Here is a 25591-nt window from a genome sequence, read left to right on the forward strand (position 1 = left end):
CTTTGATCATCCCAATGATTTGGACTTCCGTGAAACGGCTCTTTCGCATTCGTTTGCTCCTTCAAAAGGTTGAGCAAACTCTACATCAGAACGAGGGAAGTTTCGGGGGGCAGGTCAGGAGTTAGGGGTGATGCGGTTCGTATATGGAATTGCGGTGCAGGACCGAAGCCAAAAAAAGTAGCTCAGAAAGTAATAGACTTACTATTTTCGTTTGAAATAGAAGGGAATTTCATTCCTGTCAGTTTTTGAAACCCATAGGGCCGTTTACAGAATGCAAAATTTGGATCGTCCGCTCAGATCGCAAAGCGGATTGTTTGTCGACGGCTTTGCCATCATCGCATTTTTCATTTGCGGGGTCGTCCTATCGGGTCTTGGTGCATACTATATCGACGACACATTGATAACTTTCACCTATGCTAGGAACCTCTCTGAATATGGCGACCTAAACTGGTGGCCCGGGCTTGAACCTGCTGTTGATGGGTTCACATCCCTTCTGCATGTAGTATTGCTCGCTGCAGGTATGTCTTTGGGTCTGGATATCGCCCTAGCCAACTCAGTTATTTGTTTTGGCAGCTACATCCTGCTGATGCTGATGTTCCTGAAGTTCACCAAGGGTTTGCGCTTTTCGGCTCAAATGGTCGGTCTTGCAGCCATAGCATTCAACGCTTCTTATTTATTTTGGCTGGGAGGGGGCCTGGACGGCATGCTTTTCTCCATGCTTTTCCTAGCGACCTACACAACCATGGAAAAAGCCTGCAGCAAGGAAAGCAGCGGTTTTGGATTTTCGGCGTCAGTCGCAATCACACTTCTGACTTTAGCGCGGCCGGAGGGCATACTCATCGCAACCTCCTTGGTCATTTTTTATTGGCTACGCAGCGCAATTGGCGCTTGCCAACCAAGGATATTCTGGCCGACCGTAGTTTTGCTTACGATCGCCGGACAGATGATCTGGCGCTTCTATGAATACGGCGCGGTGGTACCAAACACCTATTTTGCAAAGCGCTCGGACTCGCTTACTGCTGAGTTATCGGATGGCTTGGTCTATTTTGGTGATTGGGTATGGTTTAACGGTGGGTTTGTCATTCTTTTGACCCTACTTGCCTTCCAGCAAAAGACTACAACGCTTCTGCGCGGACTTATGGTTGTCGGTTTGGTTGCTCTTGTCATTGTCGAGGGCGGCGACCCACATCCGATGTCCCGCTTCCTGATGCCGGTTATAGCCTTGATTGCAATCGACATGGCAAGGTTGCTTGATCTTGGAAGCTACGCGTCGCGAATTGTGACCATTGGCATTTTTTCAGTCTATCTCGGAATACAGCTTGCTTCTGCGCTAACGGTAGAAAGCGGTCGAACTAACCCATCAGATTTTGGATCGGTCTTCAGCCGCATCGCCGATGGCAAATGGCCCTACCAAGAGGTGCGCGATGATCTCCATAGCGAATATCGCGCTCGTTCCATTGCAGAAATGGATCGAATTGCCCCCGCCAACATCCCCATTGTTGCAACAGATGTCGGGGCGATGGCTTACTTTTCGCAGCATCGCATTATCGACGCCTTGGGCCTCAATGATCGAACAATTGCCCATTTGCCCAAACCGCCGGGCGAGCAAAACCAATGGGGTACGCTCAGGTTGGACTATCTCGTTGAGCAGAAAGTCCCAATAATGCTGCTTACGTTTCCAACTCTGACCCAGCAACCATTGGGTGAGGGCTTGGGTCAACGCATTTGCACATACTCAGAGTGGCTGGCAGTGACCCGTATCACAGTAAATGCTGATATCGTTATCTCTAACTATAGATGTGCTTCGCGCCAGACCGAAAGCAAAACTTGGGCTAATTTGCTTGTGTATAAAGACGCGAGTTCGAAACTCAGCGCGGACACAATTGTGAGAAACTGCATCCCTGATTTAGTGCAATTTTGCGCTTCAGATTGAGATTGTTGTTTTCAAGGAAGCGACAGACAGAGGCGCAACAATCTGAGCTCCGCAAAGTTGTCATACATGCCGTGCTGAGCACCGATTGAAGCAAGGTAGGCGAACACCCGCGACAAAATGATCGTCTCTCCTGCACGCAATTCGGTTGAGCAGACGCTTCGCGCGCAGTATTGTGACGCAGAATCCGGCCGTCAAAGCGGCGCGGCAGTACCAATGATTTTCGGGAGGCTGACGAATGGCCGAGGCAACGGCGCATGCCGAGCATCACGACGACCGGGGCTTTTTTACCCGGTGGTTTATGTCCACCAATCACAAGGATATTGGTATCCTTTACCTGATTGTGTCGGCCCTCGTCGGGTTGGTCTCAGTCGGCTTCACAATGTATATGCGCCTGGAACTTATGGAACCCGGCGTTCAGTACATGCTGATCGACGGCGTGCCAAACGGGCATCTTTGGAACGTGCTGATTACAGCCCACGGCATCCTGATGATGTTCTTCGTGGTCATTCCGGCGTTGTTTGGTGGTTTCGGAAACTATTTCATGCCGCTGATGATCGGCGCGCCGGATATGGCCTTCCCGCGCATGAACAACCTGTCTTTCTGGCTGTATGTCGCCGGGTCGTCGCTGGCTATCCTCTCGGTCTTTGTGCCCGGTGGGGACGGCCAGTTGGGATCAGGTATAGGATGGGTCCTCTATGCTCCCCTGTCCACGACTGAAGCCGGGATATCAACCGATATCGCTATTTTTGCCGTGCACCTTTCCGGTGCGTCTTCGATCCTTGGTGCAATCAACATGATCACGACCTTCCTGAACATGCGTGCACCGGGCATGACACTGTTTAAGGTGCCGCTTTTTGTGTGGTCAATCATCGTCACAGCCTTCCTGATCCTGCTGGCTCTTCCGGTTCTGGCTGGCGCCATCACCATGCTGCTGATGGACCGCAACTTTGACACCTGCTTCTTTGGTGGCGATTGCGGCGGGGACCCGGTGCTGTATCAGCACATCCTTTGGTTCTTTGGTCACCCTGAAGTTTACATCGTGATCGTGCCAGCCTTTGGCATCGTCAGCCATGTCGTTTCGGCTTTCTCGAGAAAACCGATCTTCGGTTATCTGCCGATGGTTTGGGCAATGATTGCCATTGGTGCGCTGGGCTTCGTCGTTTGGGCACACCACATGTATACCGTCGGTATGTCCACCACCCAGCAAGCGTACTTCATGATGGCCACGATGGTTATCGCGGTGCCTACCGGTGTAAAGATCTTCAGCTGGATCGCAACGATGTGGGGCGGCTCAATCGAGTTTAAGACACCGATGCTGTTTGCCATCGGCTTCATCTTTCTGTTCACCGTGGGCGGTGTAACAGGTGTTGTTCTGAGCCAGGCGGCCGTCGACCGGCTTTATCATGACACCTACTATGTCGTAGCCCACTTCCACTATGTGATGTCGATCGGTGCCGTCTTTGGTATCTTCTGCGGCGTCTATTACTGGATCGGCAAGATGACCGGTCGCCAGTATCCTGAACTGTGGGGCAAGATCCATTTCTGGATGTTCTTCATCGGTGCCAACATCACCTTCTTCCCGCAGCACTTCCTTGGACGGCAGGGCATGCCACGCCGCTACATCGACTACCCTGAGCAGTTCGCCACCTTTAACTACATCTCGTCGATTGGGGCATTTATCTCAGGTCTGAGCTTCCTGCTGTTTTTCGGAATTGTTATCTATACAATTCGTGCTGGTCAGCGGGTAACCAACCCCAATTACTGGGAAGGCGCCTATACCGACACGCTGGAATGGACCCTGCCCAATCCACCGCCGGAGCACACATTCGAGATCCTGCCAACGCAGGATATGTGGGACAAGCCCGCGCATCACTGATGCCCTGGCAATCTGAAATACCAAGAAAGGCCGGGGCATCGACCCCGGCCTTTTCTTGTCAGGATCACGATCTTGGCCCGCCGGATTACACCCTGCGCATCTGGCCACATCAGTCCGGGCAACTGTCCGATTTGCGCACTGCGCTTGCAGTGGTCGCCATCGGCCTGTTCCTTCCCCTGCTCGCATTGGCAGGTAGCAAGGTCGGCTGGACACTCCTGCCGTTCATGATTGCAGCACTAGCTGCGCTCTATTTTGCTTTCAGGGCGAATATTCACCGAGCGCAGACCCTGTCGGATATGCTGTGCTTATGGCACGACACGCTAAGGGTCAGCCACACCAGCCCCCAAGGCAAGGTTGCGACGTGGGAGGCTAACCCCTATTGGGTCAGCGTAACACTGCATAAAAACGCCCGGCTAGAGCATTACCTGACCCTGAGCGGCGAAGGGCGCGAGATTGAACTTGGTGCCTTTCTCAGCCCCGAGGAGCGTTTGTCACTGTATAATGAGGTCTGCGATGCACTCACCGCATGCAAGGCCAGACGTCTATAAAGACGACCAGCCCTGCCCTGTTATCTATGGCATCTCGCGAATACCTGAGACATCACGCATCATCGAACGCGTTGAAATCTCTGATTTCAGGCAGCGTTGGATGATTCAGATTTTTCGCAGGATGCTGTAGGTTTAATCTTAGCCCAGCAGGGCCTTAACCTCGGCACCGACCTTGCCGAAATCCATCCGGCCTGCGTATTTCTCTTTCAAGACGCCCATGATGCGGCCCATATCGCGGATGGAATTAGCCCCGGTCTCTGCGATGATTGATTTGATCGCGTCAGAAACCTCTTCGGCGCTCAGTTGCTTGGGCATGAATTCCCGGATCACCGTGACCTCGGCACGCTCTCGCTCGGCCAGTTCAATACGGCCCGCCTCATCATAGGTCGCGGCGCTTTCCTCGCGCTGCTTGATCATCTTGGCCAGGATCGCGAGGATTTCATCCTCGCCAACCGTTTCATCGCCATCGCCGCGCAAAGCGATTTCGCGGTCCTTGATCGCGGCATTGATCAACCGAATGGTTGAAAGCCGATCTTGATCGCGGGCTTTCATCGCTTCTTTCATATTCTCGTTGAGCCGTTTCCGGATCATAAGGGTACCTGTTCGTTACCGCAGGGCGCAGCCTGCACGAGCCGCGCTGTATAGGCAATTCCTTTTCGGGATGCAATCTCAACGCCAAAAAGAAAAGTCATTGATTTTCAAAGACTTTTCAAACCTCAGCCATCTTGACCTTGCCCCGGGCGGACAGTAGTGTCGCGCGACTTTAGCGCCGGGGAGCCGATCATGACCACCGACACCCTTTCCAGCACATCCAATTCCGCCCAAGAAAACCCTTCGCGGCCAACGGCTTGCCTGATGCTCGCCGATGGTCAGGTGTTTATGGGACATGGATTCGGCGCGCCGGGCCGCGCGGTGGCAGAGCTGTGCTTTAACACCGCGATGACCGGCTATCAGGAAATCATGACCGATCCGTCCTATGCCGGACAGGTCGTGACCTTCACATTCCCACATATCGGCAATACCGGCGTGACGCCGGTTGATGACGAAACCGCACAACCCGTCGCGGCCGGTATGGTGGTCAAATGGGATCCGACGGAGCCATCGAACTGGCGGTCGGCGGAAAACCTGACCGACTGGCTGAAACGGACCGGAAGGATCGGCATTGGCGGCGTCGACACCCGTCGTCTGACCCGCGCGATACGGCATCAGGGCGCGCCGCATGTGGCGATGGAATTCAACCCCGATGGCGAGTTTGATCTGGAAAAGCTTCACCGCGCGGCGCTGGATTTCGCCGGGCTGGAAGGAGCCGATCTAGCCAAGGATGTCACCTGCGCCCAATCCTATCGCTGGGACGAGACCCGCTGGGTCTGGCCGGACAGATATCCAAAGCGCGACACACCGGGCTTCAAGGTCATTGCCATCGACTATGGCGCAAAGCGCAACATCCTGCGGTGTCTGGCCTCTGCCGGATGCGATGTCACGGTGATGCCGGCCCAGACCACGGCCGAAGAAATCCTCGCCCATAATCCCGACGGTCTGTTCCTGTCCAATGGTCCCGGTGATCCGGCGGCGACTGGCGAATACGCCGTTCCAATGATCCGGCAGGTTCTTGAGACCTCCGATATCCCGGTTTTCGGCATCTGTCTGGGTCACCAGATGCTGGCGCTGGCGCTGGGGGCGAAAACCCTGAAGATGAGCCATGGCCATCACGGCGCGAACCACCCGGTCAAGGATCACACCACCGGCAAGGTGGAAATCGTGTCGATGAACCACGGCTTTGCGGTAGACAGTCAATCCCTGCCCGACGGGGTTAAGGAAACGCATGTCTCGCTGTTTGATGGCTCAAACTGCGGCATCGCGGTGACGGATCGCCCGGTCTTCTCGGTGCAATACCACCCCGAGGCCAGCCCCGGTCCGATGGATAGCTTTTACCTGTTCGAACGCTTCGTCAACGCCATGCAGGAACGCGCTGACGCTTAAACATTTATTAGGCAGACATCGCCCATGCTGATCCTCTGTAAAGAGGAGCCTTGGTGTGTCGCAAAACATGTCCCCTGCGCATCGCCCTGCCCTGCCGGCCGGGCAGCAGGATCTGGGTGGTCTGACCCGCGACCTGCTGGCACTGTCCAGATCACGCACCAAGCCCATGCCTGCGGGGATCTCCCAATCCCTGCTCGACACCTATATCGACCTTAATCGCTTTCAGCCCAAGGCAGATCTGGCCCGACCGTTTGATCCCCTCTCCTGCCTGCGACTGGCCTATCTCCCCTGGCGGCAGATTGGTGAGACGACCCTTATCGCCGTGGCCGATATCGCCGACCTGCCTGCCATTCAGGCCACCATTCCAAAAGAGATCGGCAAATACACCTTTGTGCAAGCCGACCGAACCACGATCCGCCACTACGTCACACATATCATGCGCGATGGCTTGCGCGACGCCACGCGGGACCGCTGCCCCGCGCATCTGTCCTGCCGGACATGGGCGGGAACGCGGCGCCTGACGCTGCCAATCTTTGGGCTGGCATTGGCTACGGCCATCTGGCTCGCCCCCTACGCAATGCTAACCGCGGCGCTGATCTGGGTGATGCTGGCAAATGTCTCGACCATGATCCTGCGCGGCACCGCCCTGATCGAGAGCTTTCGCCGCCGGCCAGCGCCATCGAATATCGTCCCGCTGCGCAATGATCACGCGCTGCCGAAAATCTCCATCCTCGTGCCGCTGCTGCGCGAGGATGTGGTCGTGCGGCATCTGATCTCGGCCCTGTCCAAAACCACCTATCCCAAACATCTGCTCGACATCAAACTGGTGATCGAGGCAGATGATTTCGCAACCGAGCTGGCATTGACCCAGATCGACCTGCCCGACTGGATCTCTGTCCTTGCCGTGCCCGAGGATGACCTGCGCACCAAACCCCGGGCCATGAACTATGCGCTGGAGTTCTGCGACGGGGACATCATGGGCATCTATGACGCAGAGGATCGCCCCGACCCGGACCAGTTGATGAAGGTGGCGCAAGCATTGCATTTCGGCCCGCCTGATCTGGCCTGTGTGCAGGGCTATCTGGATTTCTACAACAGCCGCCAAAACTGGCTGTCCCGCTGCTTCACCATCGAATATGCCACCTGGTTCCGGGTGCTTTTGCGCGGGGCGCAGCGGCTGGGCGTGCCTTTGCCGCTGGGTGGCACCACGGTGTTCTTTCGCCGCAATCTGCTGGAAAAGGTCGGAGCCTGGGACGCCCATAATGTGACCGAGGATGCCGATCTGGGCATGCGCCTCGCCCGCTTTGGCTATCGGACCGAGATGGTCGCCACCACCACGATGGAAGAGGCCAACTGCCACGCCCGCGCCTGGATCATGCAACGGTCCCGCTGGCTGAAAGGGTACGCGGTGACATGGGCAACGCATATGCGCCGGCCAATGGCGCTTTATCGTGATCTGGGGTTCGCCGGGTTCTGGGGATTTCAGGTGCTGTTTCTGGGGGCGCTGACCGCCTATCTGGCCACACCGGTCTTCTGGCTGTTATGGACCGGCGCGCTTGGCTTCGATCTGCCGATCTGGCAGGCCATCGCCTGGCCGGTCTGGACCGGGTTCTTTGCCAGTATGCTGATCGGTCAACTGATCATGATCAGCGTCGCCCTGCGCGCCGTCTGGGCCCGCCCGCGCCGCCACCTGATCCCCTGGGTCTTCACCCTAGGGCTTTACTGGCCTCTGGGGGCGCTGGCTGCCTATAAGGCGATCTTCGAGGTGTTCTACAAACCCTTCTACTGGCACAAAACCCATCACGGGCTGTAGCCGCGCATCAGATGTCGCAGGTGCTCGGGCTAAACCGCGGCTTGCCCATCAACCAGCCGCTCCCGTACCAACCAATCAAAGATCGCAGTGGCGGACGCCTCGGCTGACAAGTCTGTCGTCTCAAGATCAAGAAGGTGGTCCGCGCCCCGGTCCAGCAATTGCCGATCCGTCGCCCCCTGCCAGAACATCGCCGGATCGCGCGGCTTTCGCTTCGCATCCCGATCCGGCCCGCAAATCCGCCGCGCGTTCTCCTCCCGCGAACATTGCAGCAGCACAACAACATGGCGCCGCCCGGTTCGCCTTGCCAGATCAATTGCCGCATCCCAGCAGGCGTTCCCCCAATCGGAATCCTGCGCATGGGCATTCGTCAGAATGACCGGCACCGAAGCGGGCAGGTCCGCGACCAGCCGATAGGCAATCGACCGCACCTCACTGACCGCGTCAAAATAGGCCTGCGATTTGAACTCGGTCAGGGCCAGCGCGACATTATAGATTGAGTGATTGTCCAGCAGTTTTGCGCCGATCATCTGTGACAGCAAGCGGCCAATGGTCAGCTTTCCGACGCCCGGATAACTGTTGATATGGATCAGAAGCGGGATCATCCACCGACACCTCGGCTCTGCCAACTGCTGCGTCCTACCTTCCCGGATTTCCGCCTTGGGTCAAGCCGCACTGGCGGTCTATCGCCGCCACCCGGCGCAAAACATACAAAAGGGACCTGCACCAGTCACCCCCGGCCAATCTGGCCCGCAGGATCAGCCCCGTTCCGCCCCAAGCCTCAGACGGGTTTCATAAGCGGCAGAAATATGCGCCCGGATCGCGCTATCCGCTGCGGCACCATCCCGATCTGCAATCGCCTGTACGATGCGCCGGTGCTCGTCCAAAGCGGCATCCGACCGGCCTTCCTTGGCAAAGGATGTCGTGGTCAGCAACGCCATGGAGCGATGCACCATCGCCAGTTGCTGGATCAGATAGCGGTTGTGTGAGGCCAGATGCAGTTGCCGGTGAAACCGCTTGTTGGCGCGCGACATCTGCTCGGGGTCAGCTGCGATTGCGGTATCCTCGTCAATCATGTCGAACAGAACATTCACCTCTTCGGGCGCGGCATGTTGCGCGGCCAGACGGACAGCCAGCGCCTCAAGTTCGGTGCGCAGAACGTAAAGCTCTCCCATCTGGTCATGATCCAGACTGGAGACGACAAGCGACCGCCCGTCGCGGGTCAGCACCCCTTGGGTTTCCAGACGCTGAAACGCCTCTCGAATGGGCGTGCGCGACACGCCGAACCGTCCCGCCAGATCAGCCTCGACCAGCCGGTCGCCGGGCCGGTATTCGCCGTTGTCGATGGCCCTTAACACCAGCTCATAGGCATCACGGGTATTCGCGTCGCTGACCATGTCCGATCCTTTCAATCCGGCACGTATCATTTGCCACAAAGCGCAGAAAGGAAAGTCAAACCTTAGATGCAGGGATCAGGCCCGTGCAGAAATAACCCAGGCCTTTGCGCCAACATGAACCGCCCCCGCCTGCAAGCGGTCTTGCATCGCCGGGCGCAAGGCCTCGACCACCTTCGGACGCAGCGCCGGATCCACCCTGCGCAACCGGCGCGCCAGCGGGCCAACAGACAAAAAGAACTCTGCCGTATGGCCGACCGGATCGGGATGCCCTGCCCCGAACACCGCATCGCGCGCGGCCACCTCCTGCCCGATATCTGACCAGCCAGCATCCTTAAGGATCTGGTGAAACACAGCCGGATCAGCCCATGCAAAAGGGCCGGGACCTGCGGCTGGTGGTGTGTCGTCCGCCGGTAACAGATGGCTGGCCTGACGGATCGGCATATAAGCCCACTCATTCTCAGCCGGGAGACACCAGCTGAGCATGACGGCGGGCGCACCGGGATGCAGTTGCTCGCGGATATGGCTCAGCGCCGCAACCGGATCGTCAAAGAACATCACCCCCGAACCTTGAGAATAACGCGTCAAACGGCGGATCGGCGACATAGGCAGCCGCATCCCCCAGAACATAGCTGCCACCCGGATCGCGCGCCTTTGCAACCTTGATCAACGGGGCCGACAAGTCCAACCCAACGGCCCTCGCCCACGCCGCCCCGAGCGCCCGGGTTGAAGCCCCGGCCCCGCAGCCCAGATCCAGCACGCGCCGACCTGCTATGTCACCCAACGCCTCCAGCCCGGCCATCCCCACAGCACCCAGCATGCCATCAAGCACATCGGCCCGCTGCGCCCATTCCTCGCCAACCTTGCCTTGCCAGTCTTCGCCTGTCGTCATATTGCCCTCACCAGATAGATTGAATTGCAACATAGCCTGAGATATCCCAACAACCATGCCACGCGCTCATTTTTCCCACGTGACGACCTGGGTCTTCGACCTCGACAACACGCTCTACCCGCGTGAGGCTGATCTGTTCGCCCAGATCGAGGTGGCGATGATGCGCTATATCGTTGACGCCCTGTCCGTCAGCGAGGCCGAGGCGCACCGCCTGCGCGACCTGTACTGGCGCGATCATGGCACGACACTGGCCGGGCTGATGGCGGAACACGGGCTGGACCCGGATCCGTTTCTTGTTGCCGTGCATGATATCGACCTGTCGGGCCTGACACGCGACACAGAGCTGCGGCAGGCCATTGCCGCACTGCCAGGGCGCAAGATCGTTTATACCAACGGCTCACGCGGACATGCGGACCGGGTGGTCGCGGCGCGCGGGCTGGATGGCTTGTTCGCAGCGCATTACGGGGTAGAGGATGCAGGCTATGCCCCGAAACCCCGGCGCGACGCGTTTGAAAAGGTTTTTGCGATGGCAAAGCTGAACGCCGCGCAGTCAGCGATGTTCGAGGATGACGTCCGCAACCTGGAAGTCCCGCATCAGATGGGCATGCGCACGGTTCTGGTGGGCGGGGCAGATGACGCGCCGCATGTGCATCACCACACGCCAGACCTGACGGCGTTTTTGATGAAGCTGGCCTAAGACAGCGACCGTGGGCCGCGTTGCGGTTTCCCGATCAAGCGCTAGATTGCAGATCATGAACAGGCTGACCACAGATATCCTGATCGCCGGTGGCGGCATCGCGGGCCTTACGGCTGCTGCCGTTCTGGCGCAAGCCGGTTTCGATGTCATCTGCGTCGAGCCAAACCCGCCGGTCACCCGTCAGAACGACCCGCTGGCCGATCTGCGCAGCACCGCGTTCTGGGGGCCATCGGTCGATCTGCTGGCCGAGGCCGGGGTCTGGACCCGGCTGGCCGATCACGCGACACCGCTGTCAGTGATGCGGATCGTCGATGCGGGCGGGGCCGAGGCGACGGTCCGCGAAACTGTCGATTTCAACTCGGCTGAGCTGGGACGGGACACGTTCGGTTACAACCTGCCCAACTGGCTGATCCGGAAAGAGTTACTGGCCCATCTCGACACCCTGCCGAGCGTCCGTCTGCTGACCGGTCAGCGCGCCACCCGCATCCTTTCGCGCACCCGCGAGATGCGTGTCACGCTTTCCGACGGACAGGGTATTACCTGTGCATTGGCCGTAGCCGCAGATGGCCGCGACAGCGCCCTGCGTCAAGCCGCGGGGATCGCCTGTCGCCGCTGGGGGTATGGACAAAAAGCGCTGGTCTTCGCTGTCAGCCATACAGTCCCGCATGACAATGCCTCGATCGAGGTGCACCGCACCGGCGGGCCATTCACACTGGTCCCCCTGCCGACGCAGGACGGACAGCACCGATCGGCCGCTGTCTGGATGGAGACCAGACCAAAGGCCGCTGATCTGCACGCCCTGCCTGAAGCCGCGTTTAATGAGGCGATGAATGCCCGCTCCTGCGGCGTTCTGGGACGGCTTGACCTTGCCTCCCCCCGCGCGATCTGGCCGATTGTCAGTCAGCTGGCCGCGCGGCTGGATGCCCCGCGGCTGGCCCTGATCGCAGAGACCGCCCATGTGGTGCCGCCAATCGGCGCGCAAGGGCTGAACATGAGCCTGTCGGACCTGCGCACGCTGCGTGACCTGATCACAGGGGCAGAAGATCCCGGCGATACCGCCCTGCTTGGCCGCTACCACCGCGCGCGCTGGCCGGATATGGCCACGCGCGTCGCCGGCATTGATGCGCTGAACCGCGCCGCATTGGCCGATGCGCCGCTTTTGCGCGATCTGCGCTACAGCGCACTGAAAGGGATTGCCGGGCTGAAACCCCTGAAACAGGGGCTGATGCGTCGCGGCATGGGGACCGGATTCAGGTCGGATATCAAAGCGGACCGGGCAAACGCTCCTCGCTAAGGATCACGTTTGCCTCCACATTTCCAACCCCGGGCAAGGTCATGATCCGGCGCCGTAGGACCCGTTCGAAATCAGCAATGTCGCGCGCCACAACCCGCAGGCGGTAATCATACAGCCCCAGCACATGCTGCACCAGCTGCACCTCGGGGATGCCTGTTACTGCGCGTTCGAAATCCTCAAGGCTGACACGCCCCTTGGTGGCCAGTTTGACGCCCAGAAACACCGTCACACCAAAGCCCAGCGCCTCTGCATTCAGCCGCAGACGCTGGCCTTTCAGCACCCCGGCCTCCTGCAGACGGCGAATGCGCCGCCAGGTCGCGGGTTGAGACAGGCCAATCCTGCGCCCCAACTCCCCCGCATTCGCCCCGGCGTCACGAGACATTTCACGCAAAAGCGCCCGGTCTGTGTCATCCAGCGCGATCATAGCGGCAGCGTCTCTGCCTGTTTCAGGGTGGCGACCAGCATCAGCGCTTCCAAATCAGCGATATGCGGCAGCGTCAGAATATGATCGCGGTAAATCCGCTGATAATCGGCCATGTCCCGGGCGATCACGTTCAGCCGGACATCGACCTGCCCCAGAAAGGTTTGGATTTCAGTCACTTCGGAGATCTTGCGTGCCGCCGAGATAAAATCCTCAAACGCCGTGCGCTGGGTTTTGTCGAGGGTGAAGCGCAACGACACCTCCACCTCATAGCCCAGCGCGGCCCAGTCGATTACCGCCTCTCGTGCGATGATCACACCGGATTTCTGCAGCCGGTCGATGCGCCGCCAAGCTGTCGCAGCGGACATGGCACACCGCGCTGCCAGATCGGCGACGGCCATATCCGGTTCAGCCTGCATCTGCCGCATCAGGCGGCGGTCTGTGTCGTCGATAGCTTGCATGTATGTTTCTGTTAACAGGGATTTGCGAATAGATTTCTCATATATATCGCAATTACATCAAACATAGAACGGTAATTCTGCCAGATCCGGCTATTCTGCCCCCAGGCAAACCAAAAGAGGGACATCATGCGCGTTTATTACGACCGCGATTGCGACATCAACCTGATCAAAGAGAAAAAGGTCGGGATCATCGGCTATGGCAGCCAGGGCCACGCCCATGCCCTGAACCTGCGCGACAGCGGCGCGAAAAACGTCGCCGTGGGCCTGCGCGACGGCTCTGCCTCCCGCGCCAAGGCTGAGGGTGAGGGCCTTCAGGTCATGGGTCTGGCGGAGGTTGCCGCCTGGGCAGATGTCCTGATGCTGACCATGCCGGACGAGCTGCAGGCCGAAACCTATCGCAAATACGTCCATGACAACCTGCGCGATGGGGCAGCGATTGCCTTTGCCCATGGGCTGAACATCCATTTCGGCCTGATCGAGGCGAAATCCACCGTTGATGTGATCATGATGGCCCCCAAAGGTCCTGGCCACACCGTGCGTGGCGAGTTTACAAAAGGCGGCGGTGTGCCCTGTCTTGTTGCCGTCGACAACGACGCCAGCGGCAACGCGCTGGAAATCGCCAAATCCTATTGTGCTGCCATCGGTGGCGGTCGGTCCGGCATCATCGAAACTGACTTCCAGGAAGAATGCGAAACCGACCTCTTCGGCGAACAGGCCGTGCTGTGTGGTGGTCTGGTTGAACTGATCCGCATGGGCTTCGAAACTCTGGTTGAGGCAGGCTATGCGCCCGAGATGGCCTATTTCGAGTGTCTGCACGAGGTGAAGCTGATCGTCGATCTGATCTACGAAGGCGGTATCGCCAACATGAACTACTCGATCAGCAACACCGCAGAATACGGCGAATATGTCAGCGGCCCGCGCGTTCTGCCCTATGAGGAAACCAAGGCCCGGATGAAGGCGATCCTGAACGATATCCAGACCGGTGCCTTCGTGCGTGACTTCATGCAGGAAAATGCTGTCGGCCAGCCGTTTTTCAAGGGCACGCGGCGGCGCAATGATGCGCATCAGATCGAACAGGTCGGCGAAACGCTGCGCGGCATGATGCCATGGATTTCCGACGGCAAGATGGTCGATAAAGCGCGCAACTGATGGCGGATGGGTGGGTTTCACCCACCCTACAGGTCCGGCGTTTGATGTAGGGTGGGTGGAACCCACCCGTGCCAGTCAGTCGACCGACAGACCGCTTGGAACAAAGTCGGGGCGCCCAAGGTGCCCCTTCACGCTTTCGGTGCCGGTCAGGGCATTCAGAAAGGCAACGATTTCATCCACTTCAGTATCGCTCAGCGCAAGCGGCTCGATATCAACCTGACGCGCCAGCCGGGCCATTTCGGCCGCATCCTCCCACCCCTGATAGTCGCCATGCAGCAGCCAGTCTGCTGATGGCAGGCTGACCAGATCGCGCGACCACGTCTCAAGGGACGCAACCGGATCCAGGTGGTGGCGGACAATCCCCTCCAGCGTCGGATAGGTGCCGTTATGGCCATAAGGCGCGGTCAGTGCGACATTGCGCAACATCGGGGTGCGAAAGCGATAGGCGTCTTCGATCCGGTCGGTCTCGTTCATCCGGCCCAGATCGCGGGCGCGCGGATCAAAGCGACGGGTGCGCCCCGGCCCCAACGGTGGCAGGGCCAGCGCGTGAAAGTCCTGATCCGACAGCAGATGTCCGGAATGGCATCCCGAACAGCCTGCCTTGCCAAAGAACAGCCTCAGCCCGGCCTTTTGATCAGCGGTCAGCGCCGCCGTATCCCCGGCCAGAAACACATCATAGGGACTGTCATAGCTTTGGTATTCAAAGGCAAGAAATTCGCCAATGGCGTTGGCGATATGTTCAAACCGCAGCCGCCCTTCGATCTCTGGATAGGCGTCGCGCAGCAGAATATCATAGGTCTCGATCGCCTCCACTCGAGCGGCCAGTAGGGCCCAGGCATCCTGCGGGCGGCGGCGGCCAGCACGGGCGATTTCGTTTTCGGCCGGGTTTCCTGCCATCTCGACATCTGACAGCACAGGCATCAGTGCTTGTGCAGCCAGGATGGACATCAATCCCTGTGGCAGCGCACCGTCCACGGGTGTGTCAAAGCCATTGCCGAACCGGACCGAGAACTGCACCCGCCCGTCATGAAACAGCGTATCCACCCCGCGCGCACCCAGGTTCCACAACGCCGGAGAGTTGCGCGGAACCCGTCGTTCGATCCTCTCCGAACCTTCACCCGTCGTGCGTTTCGGCCCCAGCCCGACACCGCCCTCCCCGATCCCCAGGCTCAGCCCGTCAGAGGTCCCCAACTCCCGCTCGTGACAGGTTGCACAGGAAATGTTGCGATTGCCCGACAGGATCTTGTCATAAAACAACAGCCGCCCGACAGCCGCAGCCTTTTGGTTCACCGGTGCGAAATCCGCCTTTGTCAGCGGCTCCTGTGCAAAGCCAGAGCTTGAGACAGCGCCCGCAAACAGGCAAAGTCCCGCAAGCCCATAGCGGAGACTGACATGAAATCCCTTGCGATCCTTCTGGCACTGCTGCCCATCCCCGCGCTTGCCGATATGGCCCAGGCGCGCAGCCTGATGAGCGCGGGCCGGTTTGAGGAAACGGTTGACGAATTGCAGCCCGCCCTGCGTGCTGGAAATGCCGATGCCGCCCAGATGATGGGTGTGATCTATTCGCTTGGGCTGGTGGGAGAGCCCGATCAGGCCCGTGCGTTCGATTACTTTCTGCGCGCAGCCCTGCTGGGCCAGCCTGCTGCGCAAGCCTCCGTCGCCTACCACTTTGAGACCGGGCGCGGCATCGCCGCCCCCGACCCGATGCGCGCCTATGTCTGGTACGCGCTGGCGGCCATAGGCGGCGATGCGGATGCGGCCGAAAGCCAGGCAAGCGTGCTGGCAGGGCTGAACAAGGATGAGATTGAGAAAGCGCATGAGCTGATCGAGGATTACCGACGCTGGTTGTTTCCGTTCGACTAGGATTACGCCACAACTTGACGGCATATTCCAGTCATTCGCCCAAAAGAACCTTATTGACGGCCTCTGCCTCGGGGAACTGACGGATCATTGGCGCATGAAATGGCGCGATAACGGCAAAAAAGGCCACGCGCTCTGCTTCGTTCAGGCGATAAAGGTCGCCGCCATCATCCACAAAATCCTCTTCGGCCGTTTTGCTGCGTCCTGCGGCCCTGCTTTGCGCCGCCGCAATCATCCGGGCGCGCCGCTCCGACACAGTATCATCGCGCGCCCACCAAAGACGTGCTTCTGTCGCGTGATCAGCGATTGTCGCATAGCTGACCCCCGCAACGACCAGATTGCTGCGCATCAGGTCAGTGATATCCATGATCACGCCATCAATCTCGCCGACCTGCAGGGCGTCGAAGACGGCTGCTCGCGGCATCTCGACCTGTTCGGCACCGGTCGCGATGATCAGCAGTTCCGAGGACGAATCGGTCGTGTAAAACCGCAATCCGGCCATATCTTCGGGCATCGTGATACGGCGGCTGGTGGTGGCAATAACCCGTACCGCGCCGGTTGGCGTGACAGCAAACATCTGCAGGCCGTCAGTCTGCAGGGCGGGCAGGTCAGCCAGCCGTAACCACAAAACCTCTTGCGGCAGAAATTGCGGCATATCGAACGCGGCCGCTGCGGGCAGCAATGCCGTAACCGTCAGTGGACCGGTAACCGTAATGTCCAAAGTGCCGTGGCGCACGGCCTCCAGACAGGCGATCTCAGTGACGCAGGCCGCCTGCCCCGTCAGAATTGCGTCGCCCTCGGTCGCCAAAGCCTCTGCAGCCGCGATATCGGCATCGGCATGGATGGAGGCAATTCCGATGCGCAGCCCATCGGCCAGCAGGGTTTGGGGCAGCGTCAAGCTGATCAGAAGCGCAAAGAACAGGTTTTTCATAGTTCAGCATCTGACCTGCCGCGAAACTCTGCGTCAAGCACCTCTCTTGGGTTGCAAAATTGTGCCAATTGGGTTTCTTGTTTCCAATAGGAAACCGACTCAGGAAACCCGATGGCCCAGAAAACTCCGCTGCATGCGCTTCATCTGTCTCATGGCGCGAAAATGGTCGATTTTGCTGGCTGGGAAATGCCGGTCACCTATCCGCTTGGCCTGATGGGCGAGCATAAGGCGTGCCGCGATGGGGCTGCTCTGTTCGACGTCTCGCATATGGGTCAGGTGGAGTTGCGCGGCGAAGCTGTGGCCGAGGCACTGGAAACGTTGGTGCCCGGCGGTATCACCAGTCTGAAACCGGGTCAGGCGCGCTATACCCAGCTGACGGCCAAGGATGGCGGCATTCTGGATGATCTGATCATCTCCAACGCCGGGGACCATTTGTATGTCGTGGTCAATGCCTCGATGGCGGATCAGGACATTGCGCATATGCGGGCCAATCTGGCGGATGTCGCCCTGACCGTACGCGACGATCTGGCATTGATTGCCGTGCAGGGGCCAGAGGCCGTTCGGATCGTCGGCGCGCATGCGGATGTGGACGATATGACGTTCATGTCAACCAAAGCGGTGGCGTTCATGGGGGCGACGGCCCGTATCTCTCGCCTTGGCTACACGGGCGAGGACGGTTTCGAAATCTCACTGCCTGCCGCTGACGCGGCCCGCATAACCGAAGCGCTGCTGCAAGATCCCGCTCTGGAACTGGCGGGCCTTGGCGCCCGCGACAGCCTGCGGCTGGAGGCGGGGCTTTGCCTTTATGGCAATGACATCGACCGCAGCACCTCCCCGATTGAGGCGGCGTTGCAATGGTCCGTACCCAAGCGCCGCCGCGAAGAGGGCGGCTTTCCCGGGGCCGACCGCATCCAGAAAGAACTGGCCGACGGCCCATCGCGCAAGCTGGTGGGGATCACCCCTGCAGGCCGTGCGCCCGCCCGCGCCGGAACCGAAATTCACGCCGATGGCGCGCAAATCGGCACCGTCACCTCAGGCGGCTTCGGCCCCAGCGTCGACGGCCCGATTTCCATGGGCTATGTCGCATCGGCCCATGCCGCGCCCGGCACCGCCGTGACCCTTATGATCCGGGGCAAACCGCATGACGCGACCGTCACCGCGCTGCCCTTTCACCCACATCGCTACAAACGCTGACAGGAGAGCTGAGCAATGGCCACCTACTACACCGACGATCACGAATGGCTTCAGGTTGAGGGCGACATCGCCACGATCGGCATCACCGCCCACGCAGCCGAACAGCTTGGCGACATCGTTTTCATTGAGTTGAAGGACGAGGGCGATACCTTTGAAAAAGGGGACGAAATTGGCGTCGTCGAAAGCGTCAAAGCCGCGTCCGACATCTACGCCCCCGTCACCGGAGAGGTTGTTGAGGCGAACCCATCCATCGCCGACACCCCGGCCTCCGTGAACGAAAGCCCCGAGGAAGACGGCTGGTTCTACAAGATCCGTATCAGCGACGAAAGCGAGCTTGAAGGTCTGATGAACGAAGACGCTTATAAAGCGATGATCGAATGATGACATTTTCCCTGACCGACTATAACCCGTTCGATTTCGCCAACCGTCGCCATATCGGCCCCTCCCCCTCCGAGATGGAGGAGATGCTGGCCGCTATCGGCGTCGCCAGTCTGGATGAGCTGATTGACCAGACCGTGCCACAGGGCATTCGTCAGGCCGAGGCACTGGATGTCGGCCCACCGATGTCAGAGCGCGACATGCTGCATTTCATGGCGGGTGTGGCAGGCAAAAACAAGGTTCTGACCTCGCTGATCGGTCAGGGATATTACGGCACGATCACGCCGCCGGTGATCCAGCGCAATATTCTGGAAAACCCGGCCTGGTACACCGCCTATACGCCCTACCAGCCCGAGATTTCGCAAGGCCGGCTTGAGGCGCTTTTGAATTTCCAGACCATGATGTCGGATCTGACAGGTCTGCCCGTCGCCAATGCATCATTGCTGGACGAGGCAACCGCAGCAGCCGAGGCAATGACCATGGCGCTGCGCGGGGCGAAATCCAAGGCGCGCAAGTTCTTTGTCGCCGATTTCTGTCATCCCCAGACAATCTCGGTGGTGCGTACACGGGCGGAGCCCTTGGGCATAGAGGTTCAGGTGGGTTGCCCATTTGATGATCTGAAGCCCGAAGACGTGTTTGGCGCGCTGTTCCAATATCCCGGCACATTCGGGCATGTCGAGGACTACACAGACGTTATCGCGGCGCTGCATGCGGCAAATGCTTTGGCCGTCGTGGCGGCCGATCCGTTGGCTTTGACACTGTTGAAAGAGCCGGGCGCAATGGGGGCTGACATCGCCGTCGGGTCAACGCAACGGTTTGGGGTGCCCATGGGCTATGGCGGACCTCATGCCGCCTATCTGGCCTGTACGGATAAGCTAAAGCGCTCAATGCCGGGGCGTTTGGTCGGCGTCAGTGTCGACGCGCGCGGCAACAAGGCCTACCGGTTGTCGCTGCAAACGCGCGAGCAGCATATCCGGCGCGAAAAAGCGACATCGAACGTCTGCACTGCGCAGGCACTGCTGGCCGTTATGGCGTCGATGTATGGCGTGTTCTACGGGCCAGAGGGGCTGAAGGCGATTGCCCAAAGCATCCATCGCCGCACCGTGCGGGTGGCCAAAGGGCTGGAAAGCCTTGGTTTTTCCATCGAACCCACGCAGTTCTTTGACACAATCACTGTTGAAGTCGGCGATCGCCAGGCAGCCATCATGGCCGCAGCCATGGAAAACGGGATCAATCTACGCAAGGTCGGCGACAGCAAGGTCGGCCTGTCGGTCGATGAAAAAACATATCCTGAGACGGTCGAAGGTATCTGGCGTGCCTTTGGCGGTGACATAGCCTATGACCTGTCGATCTGCGAATACCGCCTGCCGGATGCAGCGCTGCGCGGCACGCCCTATATGCAGCACCCGATTTTCCACATGAACCGGTCCGAGGCTGAAATGACCCGCTATATGCGGCGTCTGGCCGACCGCGACCTGGCGCTGGACCGGGCGATGATCCCTCTGGGCTCCTGCACCATGAAGCTGAACGCCACCGCCGAGATGTTGCCGATCACCTGGCCCGCCTTCTCTGACCTGCACCCGTTTGCGCCCGATGATCAGGCTGAAGGGTATCAGCAGTTGATCAACGATCTGTCGGACAAGCTTTGTCAGATCACCGGCTATGACGCCATGTCGATGCAGCCGAATTCCGGTGCGCAGGGCGAATATGCGGGGCTTTTGACCATTCGGCGCTATCACATGGCCAATGGTCAGGGGCATCGCAATGTCTGCCTGATCCCAACCTCCGCCCATGGCACCAACCCGGCCTCGGCCCAGATGGTGGGCTGGGATGTAGTGACCGTGCAGTCTACCGAAACCGGCGATATCGATCTTGAGGATTTTCGCGCAAAGGCCGAAAAGCACAGCGAAAATCTGGCTGGCTGCATGATCACCTACCCCTCGACCCATGGGGTGTTCGAGGAAACCGTGCGCGAGGTGTGTGAGATCACGCATCAGCATGGCGGGCAGGTTTATATTGACGGAGCCAACCTAAACGCAATGGTCGGGATTGCCAAACCCGGGGAGATTGGCGGCGATGTCAGCCATCTGAACCTGCACAAGACCTTCTGCATTCCCCATGGCGGCGGCGGTCCGGGCATGGGCCCGATTGGCGTTGTTGCACATCTTGAAGCGCATCTGCCCGGCCATCCGCATACCGGTGGCGATGGCGCTGTGTCTGCTGCGCCTTATGGATCGCCCGGGATCCTGCCGATTTCCTGGGCCTATGTGTTGATGATGGGCTCTGAAGGGCTGACGCAGGCGACCAAGGTGGCGATCCTGAACGCGAACTATATCGCGGCGCGGCTAAGCGGGGCCTATGATGTGCTGTATACCTCGGCCCAGAACCGGGTCGCGCATGAGTGCATTCTGGACACGCGCCCAATGGCCGAACATGGCGTCACGGTCGAAGATGTCGCCAAGCGCCTGATCGACTGCGGCTTTCACGCCCCCACCATGAGCTGGCCGGTGGCCGGTACCCTAATGGTGGAGCCGACCGAAAGCGAACCCAAGGCAGAGCTTGACCGGTTCATAAACGCAATGCTCGCCATCCAGGCCGAGTCGGATGATATCGCGGCAGGACGCATTGATGCGGAAAACAACCCGTTGAAGCACGCACCGCACACGGTCGAGGATCTGGTCGGCGATTGGGATCGGCCCTATAGCCGCGAACAGGGGTGCTACCCGCCCGGGGCGTTTCGCGTCGACAAATACTGGTCGTCGGTCAACAGGGTCGACAACGCCTATGGCGACCGCAACCTGATCTGCACCTGTCCGCCGATGGAAGACTACGTCGAAGCGGCGGAATAACTGTCAGGGTCTCATGTGAAAACCTGGCTCAGGTATGTCACGAGACGCGATAGGGGCCGGTCCGTCGGCCCCTACCCCACCTGCTCCCATTGGCGTGCGCTGACGAAATCGATCAGCTTTTGGGACGACATAGGTCTGGCAAAGACAAAGCCCTGGATCACGTCACACTTAAGCTTGTGCAGGCGTTTTGCCTGCTCTGGTTTTTCAACGCCCTCGGCCACCACTTCAACATTCAGGGAATGTCCGATCTCGATAATTGAGCGAACAATCGCGGTGTTATCGGCAGATTCAAGCATCGGTGTGATAAACTGCCTGTCGATCTTCAACCGTGCAGGCTTGAGCTTGATCAGCCCGATGATCGAGGAATGCCCGGTGCCGAAATCATCCAGTTCAATCGTTACGCCCATGTCGCGCAACTGATCGACATTCCAGGCGATTTTCTCATCCTCTTCGTCGATGAAGATAGATTCCAGCACCTCAACCGACAGGCATCCCGGCGGGAACCCGACGGATCGGATATCCTCGATCAGGTCGCTGTCACGCAACCGGCGGGACGAGACATTGACCGACACTTTCGGGATCGTGATCCCGGCCCGTTGCCAGCGCTGCCAATCTTCGGACACCCGCTCCAGCACCATTCGGTCAATGGCGCGCAGCTGGTTCATTTCTTCGGCAACCTTAAGAAACTCCTCTGGCAGAACCTGGCTGCCATCGGGCTGCGCCCAGCGCACCAGCGCCTCAACGCCAACAATCTCGCTACCATCGGCGGTGAATTGCGGCTGGTATTGCGCTTTGAATTCGCCCTTGTCCAGCGCCCGGCTGATCCGGTCGGCCAGACGCTTGGTCTCGATCAATTCGGAATGCATCACGTCCGAGAAGAACGCCCAGCGGTTCCGCCCCGCCTGCTTGGCCTTATAGAGCGCCATATCAGCGTTGATCAGCACCTGACGCGGATCGTCATCCCGTGGGCTGGCAACGGCAATGCCGATGCTGGCACCAAAGCGCAGTTCATGACCGTTATAGAGGATCGGCTTGCGCATTTGCATAATGATCCGGCTGGCAAAGCGTGCCAGTTCTGCGCTGTCTTCGGTATGTTCGGCCAGTATTACAAATTCATCGCCGCCAACGCGCGCGGCGAAATCCTCGTCCCGGGTGGTCGCGCGCAGAACGTCGGCGACATGCTGCAGCAATTTATCACCCGCATCATGGCCAAGCGTATCATTGATCTGCTTAAACCGGTCCAGATCGATATGCAGCACCGCAAACCCCTGACCGCCCGCTTCCCAGGCTGCGATCCGCCGATCCAGCTCCTGATCCAGATAGCGCCGGTTCGCAAGATCGGTCAGCGCATCATGCAAGGAGGCATGTTCGATGGTGGCGGTGGCGTCCTCTAGTTCACGATTGCGCTGCTCGGCAACTTCCATAGCACTTTTGAGGACCGCAGCATACTGCTCCAACTGCTGCTGCTGTTCCTTTTCCTGGGTGATATCAAAGGACAGGCGCACGGTATCGCCATTGGCTGTCTTGCGCTCGATAATGCGAAAACACCGTCCATCCGTAAGCGTCTGTTCAAGTGGCTTGCCAGGGTTTGTGTGTTGAGCAAGCCGTTTTTTGATCCATTCTTCCTCGCGCCCGAAAGCGTCGGCAATGTTGCCCCGCCCCACAGCCTCGCGAATAATGTCTTCGTATTTGCGTCCCTGTCGATGCTCGGCTGCGGAACGGTTTTCCTGCAGCGCGTCGACATCTGCCATTACAACGCGATCATCAGCATCGAAGATCACAATAGAATCCCCTAACGCCTCTATCGCTGCTGTCAGGCGTGCCTGTGCGGTCTCTGCCCGTTTCTGGGCAATCTTGAGTTGATGCTCGTTGTCCTTGATTTCGGTAAAATCGGCCCACAGCGTCGCTATTTCACCATTTGAGATCGGCAGCACCCTCACGAAATAGACGCGACCATCAACGGTCTTACGCATTTCAGTGATGCTCAGCCCGTTCTCGCGTGGTGTCAGACGTTCAGCGACCCACGCATCGGCGGACAGGCCTTCTGTATCCCAGATGCCAGCCTCAACCGCGCGTTTCATGATACTTGGCACAGACATTCCAACCTGAACGCCGCCCTCGATCCCCTTATGTAGATCGTGAAAGGCAGCATTGGCCATCACCAGTCGGCCGCTTCGGTCATTCAGGGCAAATCCATCCGGCACAACGTCAAGTGCCGCCATAAGACGCTGGCGCGCTGCCTCTGTATCGGCCTGGGCATAGCGGAGCTTCTTTTCGACAGACTTTAGCATCGTCACATCGCGGGCCATGCAGCACACAAGATGGTCATTCAGGGTTGGGTCGAACAACCGAAACAGGCGCGCGATATAGGTTCGCATGGTTCCATCAGGCAAGCGGATCTGACGCTCTCCGGTCAGGTTTTCACCACTGCGATAAACATAATCCTCATCCAACCCCATAAGGCTGCCATTGGGTGAACCCGTCACATCACAATCAGTCTTACCGCAAAACCAATCCTGTTGCCTGTCGAACAACTCCTCAAGTTGTTTGTTGACCATCAGAAAGCGGCCCTGATGCTTGATGTAGGTGATAATGCCGGTTTGGTTCAGAAGCGCATCGTAACGCCACTCCAGCGAAGTGCGTTCGGTTACATCGCGATGCAGGCAAACAAAACGCAAAAGCTTGCCATGGCTGTCAAAAACCGGCTGAATTTCATACTCGCCAAGATAGAGACCACCATCCTTCTTATGGCAAAGTATCTGACTAAAGACCGGTTTCTTTTGGTCCAGCATTTCGACAGCAGCAGCCGCGGTTTCTTTGTCAGCCTGCGGTGGTATCAGAAAGTCACTGATGCGCCGCCCCCTGACCTCCTCTATATGAAATCCGGTGAACTCCACGAAAGAACGATTGACCCAAAGCACCTGTCGCTCTGCGTCCATCACCATCACCATGTCCTGGGTTGCTTGCGCAATCAAAGCCAGGTCGCGCTGCTGCTCCTCGACCCGTTTGCGGCTGGTAATGTCACGGATCGTCAGGATCCAGAACCGGTAGGCGCTCTTTTCATCTTCCAACGGCTGAAACGAGATGCTGGACCAAAAGGACGTACCAGTCTTGCGGTGCAGCACCAGTTCCTCGTTAAAGTGTTGCCAGTCCATCAAACGGCGGATGACGCTTTCATGTATTGCCTTATCGGTATCGGGGCCGGTCAACACACCCGCAGTCTTTTCCGCAAGATCCTCAAGCGAATAACCGGTCAGTCTGGTAAAGGCCGGGTTCAACCAAAGAAAGGTCAGAATAGCGCCGTCATCCGGATCAACATCGGCAATCGCCACCGCCTCGTGGGTGAACGCACCGATATTCTGAATGATAGACTGCAGTTCCATTACGCGGCACCCCGAGAACACGCCGAATTACAGCACTTAAAAACTAACGGATACCTCAACCGGCGCCTTTCGTTTGATCATGCTTAACACATCCGATACGTGCATGGCTGAAGTTTATAGCGACTCTAAGGCGAAATTGGGCGGAATTGACACAAAAGCTCTTCAAATAAGCACTTTGCCGGGCCTGCTTATGCCAAAGCCGTCGTTTGCCGCTTCGCAGAGTGGCAGCGATTGTCCATGCTCAAAACTTCTTTAGGTGATTGGCCGCGCAAGCTTACTGGCCTTAGTGCCACACATAGCAGCGTCTTGTGAAATACCTGAGGCAACCATTATCATCAAATGCGTTAAAGCCTTTCGACATGAACCTGAATCGCGAGGGATTCCCATGATGGTTCAGATGTGCTTCATCCTTCTTGGGAGGGTGGATCATGTCAGCACCTTTGCCATCAGCACTCAGGACGCGGTTTCAAAGATATATTGAGGAAGGTTTAAGCGGTCGCGCGGCGGCGTTGCGTCTGAAGTTGTCGCCTGCGACAGGCGC

22 protein-coding genes are annotated in these 25591 nt (G+C 58.6%); 12 read left to right on the forward strand and 10 right to left on the reverse strand.

Going from position 1 to position 25591, the window contains the following annotated elements:
- Window positions 1–271 precede the first annotated feature (271 nt).
- The 3 genes from ACW9UQ_RS14555 to ACW9UQ_RS14565 all read left to right on the forward strand — a co-directional run bounded on the left by ACW9UQ_RS14555 (window position 272) and on the right by ACW9UQ_RS14565 (window position 4357).
- Window positions 272–1933, forward strand: coding sequence for a hypothetical protein (locus tag ACW9UQ_RS14555; RefSeq protein ID WP_458931748.1), 1662 nt, complete (start codon window positions 272–274; stop codon window positions 1931–1933).
- 235 nt (window positions 1934–2168) lie between these two features.
- On the forward strand, window positions 2169–3809 hold the full coding sequence (ctaD, locus tag ACW9UQ_RS14560; protein ID WP_458931749.1) for a cytochrome c oxidase subunit I: 1641 nt from the start codon (window positions 2169–2171) through the stop codon (window positions 3807–3809).
- Entirely contained in the window at window positions 3809–4357 is a 549-nt protein-coding gene (locus ACW9UQ_RS14565; protein ID WP_458931750.1) for a DUF2244 domain-containing protein, read from the forward strand. Before ctaD ends, ACW9UQ_RS14565 begins: the two co-directional genes overlap by 1 nt.
- A gap of 138 nt (window positions 4358–4495) precedes the next feature.
- Here the strand turns inward: ACW9UQ_RS14565 and ACW9UQ_RS14570 are convergent, their stop codons facing one another.
- Window positions 4496–4948: a GatB/YqeY domain-containing protein gene (locus tag ACW9UQ_RS14570; RefSeq protein WP_458931751.1), complete on the reverse strand. Its 453-nt coding sequence runs from the start codon at window positions 4946–4948 to the stop codon at window positions 4496–4498.
- A 192-nt stretch (window positions 4949–5140) separates the two neighbouring features.
- Here ACW9UQ_RS14570 and carA point away from each other — a divergent pair, with 192 nt between their 5' ends.
- Window positions 5141–6337: a glutamine-hydrolyzing carbamoyl-phosphate synthase small subunit gene (gene carA, locus ACW9UQ_RS14575; protein WP_458931752.1), complete on the forward strand. Its 1197-nt coding sequence runs from the start codon at window positions 5141–5143 to the stop codon at window positions 6335–6337.
- A gap of 55 nt (window positions 6338–6392) precedes the next feature.
- On the forward strand, window positions 6393–8150 hold the full coding sequence (locus tag ACW9UQ_RS14580) for a glycosyltransferase family 2 protein (RefSeq protein WP_458931753.1): 1758 nt from the start codon (window positions 6393–6395) through the stop codon (window positions 8148–8150).
- 29 nt (window positions 8151–8179) lie between these two features.
- Here ACW9UQ_RS14580 and ACW9UQ_RS14585 read toward each other — a convergent pair whose 3' ends face one another.
- From ACW9UQ_RS14585 to ACW9UQ_RS14600, 4 genes are all read right to left on the reverse strand, one after another.
- Window positions 8180–8752, reverse strand: a complete 573-nt coding sequence (locus ACW9UQ_RS14585) for an AAA family ATPase (protein WP_458931754.1) — start codon at window positions 8750–8752, stop codon at window positions 8180–8182.
- 153 nt (window positions 8753–8905) lie between these two features.
- Window positions 8906–9544, reverse strand: a complete 639-nt coding sequence (locus tag ACW9UQ_RS14590; RefSeq protein WP_458931755.1) for a GntR family transcriptional regulator — start codon at window positions 9542–9544, stop codon at window positions 8906–8908.
- A gap of 75 nt (window positions 9545–9619) precedes the next feature.
- Window positions 9620–10099, reverse strand: a complete 480-nt coding sequence (locus ACW9UQ_RS14595) for a hypothetical protein (RefSeq protein ID WP_458931756.1) — start codon at window positions 10097–10099, stop codon at window positions 9620–9622.
- Window positions 10089–10433, reverse strand: coding sequence for a class I SAM-dependent methyltransferase (locus ACW9UQ_RS14600; protein WP_458931757.1), 345 nt, complete (start codon window positions 10431–10433; stop codon window positions 10089–10091). The genes ACW9UQ_RS14595 and ACW9UQ_RS14600 overlap by 11 nt, the downstream gene beginning before the upstream one ends.
- 55 nt (window positions 10434–10488) lie before the next feature.
- Between ACW9UQ_RS14600 and ACW9UQ_RS14605 the strand changes: the two genes are divergently transcribed.
- Window positions 10489–11130, forward strand: coding sequence for a pyrimidine 5'-nucleotidase (locus ACW9UQ_RS14605; protein WP_458931758.1), 642 nt, complete (start codon window positions 10489–10491; stop codon window positions 11128–11130).
- 55 nt (window positions 11131–11185) lie between these two features.
- Window positions 11186–12424, forward strand: a complete 1239-nt coding sequence (locus ACW9UQ_RS14610; protein WP_458931759.1) for an FAD-dependent monooxygenase — start codon at window positions 11186–11188, stop codon at window positions 12422–12424.
- On the opposite strand, the gene ACW9UQ_RS14615 is transcribed toward ACW9UQ_RS14610, so the two are convergent.
- Together ACW9UQ_RS14615 and ACW9UQ_RS14620 are read right to left on the reverse strand one after the other, a co-directional pair.
- On the reverse strand, window positions 12393–12848 hold the full coding sequence (locus ACW9UQ_RS14615) for an Lrp/AsnC family transcriptional regulator (protein WP_458931760.1): 456 nt from the start codon (window positions 12846–12848) through the stop codon (window positions 12393–12395). The two genes, ACW9UQ_RS14610 and ACW9UQ_RS14615, sit on opposite strands and share 32 nt — an antisense overlap.
- Complete coding sequence (locus ACW9UQ_RS14620) at window positions 12845–13306, reverse strand: Lrp/AsnC family transcriptional regulator (RefSeq protein WP_458931761.1); 462 nt, start codon at window positions 13304–13306, stop codon at window positions 12845–12847. The genes ACW9UQ_RS14615 and ACW9UQ_RS14620 overlap by 4 nt, the downstream gene beginning before the upstream one ends.
- Before the next feature lie 126 nt (window positions 13307–13432).
- Between ACW9UQ_RS14620 and ilvC the strand changes: the two genes are divergently transcribed.
- Window positions 13433–14455 carry a ketol-acid reductoisomerase gene (gene ilvC / locus ACW9UQ_RS14625; RefSeq protein ID WP_458931762.1) on the forward strand — a complete coding sequence of 341 codons (1023 nt, stop codon included), beginning with the start codon at window positions 13433–13435 and terminating at the stop codon, window positions 14453–14455.
- 75 nt (window positions 14456–14530) lie between these two features.
- On the opposite strand, the gene ACW9UQ_RS14630 is transcribed toward ilvC, so the two are convergent.
- Window positions 14531–15745, reverse strand: a complete 1215-nt coding sequence (locus ACW9UQ_RS14630; RefSeq protein ID WP_458931763.1) for a cytochrome-c peroxidase — start codon at window positions 15743–15745, stop codon at window positions 14531–14533.
- Window positions 15746–15847: 102 nt separating this feature from the next.
- Here ACW9UQ_RS14630 and ACW9UQ_RS14635 point away from each other — a divergent pair, with 102 nt between their 5' ends.
- Window positions 15848–16318, forward strand: coding sequence for a tetratricopeptide repeat protein (locus tag ACW9UQ_RS14635; RefSeq protein ID WP_458931764.1), 471 nt, complete (start codon window positions 15848–15850; stop codon window positions 16316–16318).
- Window positions 16319–16349: 31 nt separating this feature from the next.
- On the opposite strand, the gene ACW9UQ_RS14640 is transcribed toward ACW9UQ_RS14635, so the two are convergent.
- A complete protein-coding gene (locus ACW9UQ_RS14640; RefSeq protein WP_458931765.1) occupies window positions 16350–17246 on the reverse strand; it encodes a type 2 periplasmic-binding domain-containing protein in 897 nt (298 codons plus the stop codon).
- A gap of 111 nt (window positions 17247–17357) precedes the next feature.
- Here ACW9UQ_RS14640 and gcvT point away from each other — a divergent pair, with 111 nt between their 5' ends.
- The 3 genes from gcvT to gcvP are packed head-to-tail and all read left to right on the forward strand — an operon-like array spanning window position 17358 to window position 21667.
- Window positions 17358–18440, forward strand: a complete 1083-nt coding sequence (gene gcvT / locus ACW9UQ_RS14645; RefSeq protein WP_458931766.1) for a glycine cleavage system aminomethyltransferase GcvT — start codon at window positions 17358–17360, stop codon at window positions 18438–18440.
- Window positions 18441–18455: 15 nt separating this feature from the next.
- On the forward strand, window positions 18456–18821 hold the full coding sequence (gene gcvH, locus ACW9UQ_RS14650) for a glycine cleavage system protein GcvH (protein WP_458931767.1): 366 nt from the start codon (window positions 18456–18458) through the stop codon (window positions 18819–18821).
- The gene (gene gcvP / locus ACW9UQ_RS14655; RefSeq protein WP_458931768.1) at window positions 18821–21667 is read left to right on the forward strand and encodes an aminomethyl-transferring glycine dehydrogenase; all 2847 of its coding nucleotides are present in this window, start codon (window positions 18821–18823) and stop codon (window positions 21665–21667) included. The genes gcvH and gcvP overlap by 1 nt, the downstream gene beginning before the upstream one ends.
- A 71-nt stretch (window positions 21668–21738) precedes the next feature.
- Here gcvP and ACW9UQ_RS14660 read toward each other — a convergent pair whose 3' ends face one another.
- Entirely contained in the window at window positions 21739–25050 is a 3312-nt protein-coding gene (locus ACW9UQ_RS14660) for an EAL domain-containing protein (RefSeq protein ID WP_458931769.1), read from the reverse strand.
- Window positions 25051–25591: the final 541 nt, after the last annotated feature.

It is taken from the genome of Halovulum sp. GXIMD14793 (assembly GCF_054457435.1).

Bases quoted from the DNA above. Each gene is read 5' to 3' on its own strand.
- ACW9UQ_RS14595 (WP_458931756.1), bottom strand. From the start codon at position 10,099: ATGTTCTTTGACGATCCGGTTGCGGCGCTGAGCCATATCCGCGAGCAA.
- ACW9UQ_RS14620 (WP_458931761.1), bottom strand. From the start codon at position 13,306: ATGCAAGCTATCGACGACACAGACCGCCGCCTGATGCGGCAGATGCAG.
- ACW9UQ_RS14615 (WP_458931760.1), bottom strand. From the start codon at position 12,848: ATGATCGCGCTGGATGACACAGACCGGGCGCTTTTGCGTGAAATGTCT.
- ACW9UQ_RS14555 (WP_458931748.1), top strand. From the start codon at position 272: ATGCAAAATTTGGATCGTCCGCTCAGATCGCAAAGCGGATTGTTTGTC.
- gcvH (WP_458931767.1), top strand. From the start codon at position 18,456: ATGGCCACCTACTACACCGACGATCACGAATGGCTTCAGGTTGAGGGC.
- ACW9UQ_RS14570 (WP_458931751.1), bottom strand. From the start codon at position 4,948: ATGATCCGGAAACGGCTCAACGAGAATATGAAAGAAGCGATGAAAGCC.
- gcvT (WP_458931766.1), top strand. From the start codon at position 17,358: ATGGCCCAGAAAACTCCGCTGCATGCGCTTCATCTGTCTCATGGCGCG.
- ACW9UQ_RS14660 (WP_458931769.1), bottom strand. From the start codon at position 25,050: ATGGAACTGCAGTCTATCATTCAGAATATCGGTGCGTTCACCCACGAG.
- gcvP (WP_458931768.1), top strand. From the start codon at position 18,821: ATGACATTTTCCCTGACCGACTATAACCCGTTCGATTTCGCCAACCGT.
- ACW9UQ_RS14640 (WP_458931765.1), bottom strand. From the start codon at position 17,246: ATGAAAAACCTGTTCTTTGCGCTTCTGATCAGCTTGACGCTGCCCCAA.
- ACW9UQ_RS14590 (WP_458931755.1), bottom strand. From the start codon at position 9,544: ATGGTCAGCGACGCGAATACCCGTGATGCCTATGAGCTGGTGTTAAGG.
- carA (WP_458931752.1), top strand. From the start codon at position 5,141: ATGACCACCGACACCCTTTCCAGCACATCCAATTCCGCCCAAGAAAAC.
- ilvC (WP_458931762.1), top strand. From the start codon at position 13,433: ATGCGCGTTTATTACGACCGCGATTGCGACATCAACCTGATCAAAGAG.
- ACW9UQ_RS14635 (WP_458931764.1), top strand. From the start codon at position 15,848: ATGAAATCCCTTGCGATCCTTCTGGCACTGCTGCCCATCCCCGCGCTT.
- ctaD (WP_458931749.1), top strand. From the start codon at position 2,169: ATGGCCGAGGCAACGGCGCATGCCGAGCATCACGACGACCGGGGCTTT.
- ACW9UQ_RS14565 (WP_458931750.1), top strand. From the start codon at position 3,809: ATGCCCTGGCAATCTGAAATACCAAGAAAGGCCGGGGCATCGACCCCG.
- ACW9UQ_RS14605 (WP_458931758.1), top strand. From the start codon at position 10,489: ATGCCACGCGCTCATTTTTCCCACGTGACGACCTGGGTCTTCGACCTC.
- ACW9UQ_RS14585 (WP_458931754.1), bottom strand. From the start codon at position 8,752: ATGATCCCGCTTCTGATCCATATCAACAGTTATCCGGGCGTCGGAAAG.
- ACW9UQ_RS14600 (WP_458931757.1), bottom strand. From the start codon at position 10,433: ATGACGACAGGCGAAGACTGGCAAGGCAAGGTTGGCGAGGAATGGGCG.
- ACW9UQ_RS14610 (WP_458931759.1), top strand. From the start codon at position 11,186: ATGAACAGGCTGACCACAGATATCCTGATCGCCGGTGGCGGCATCGCG.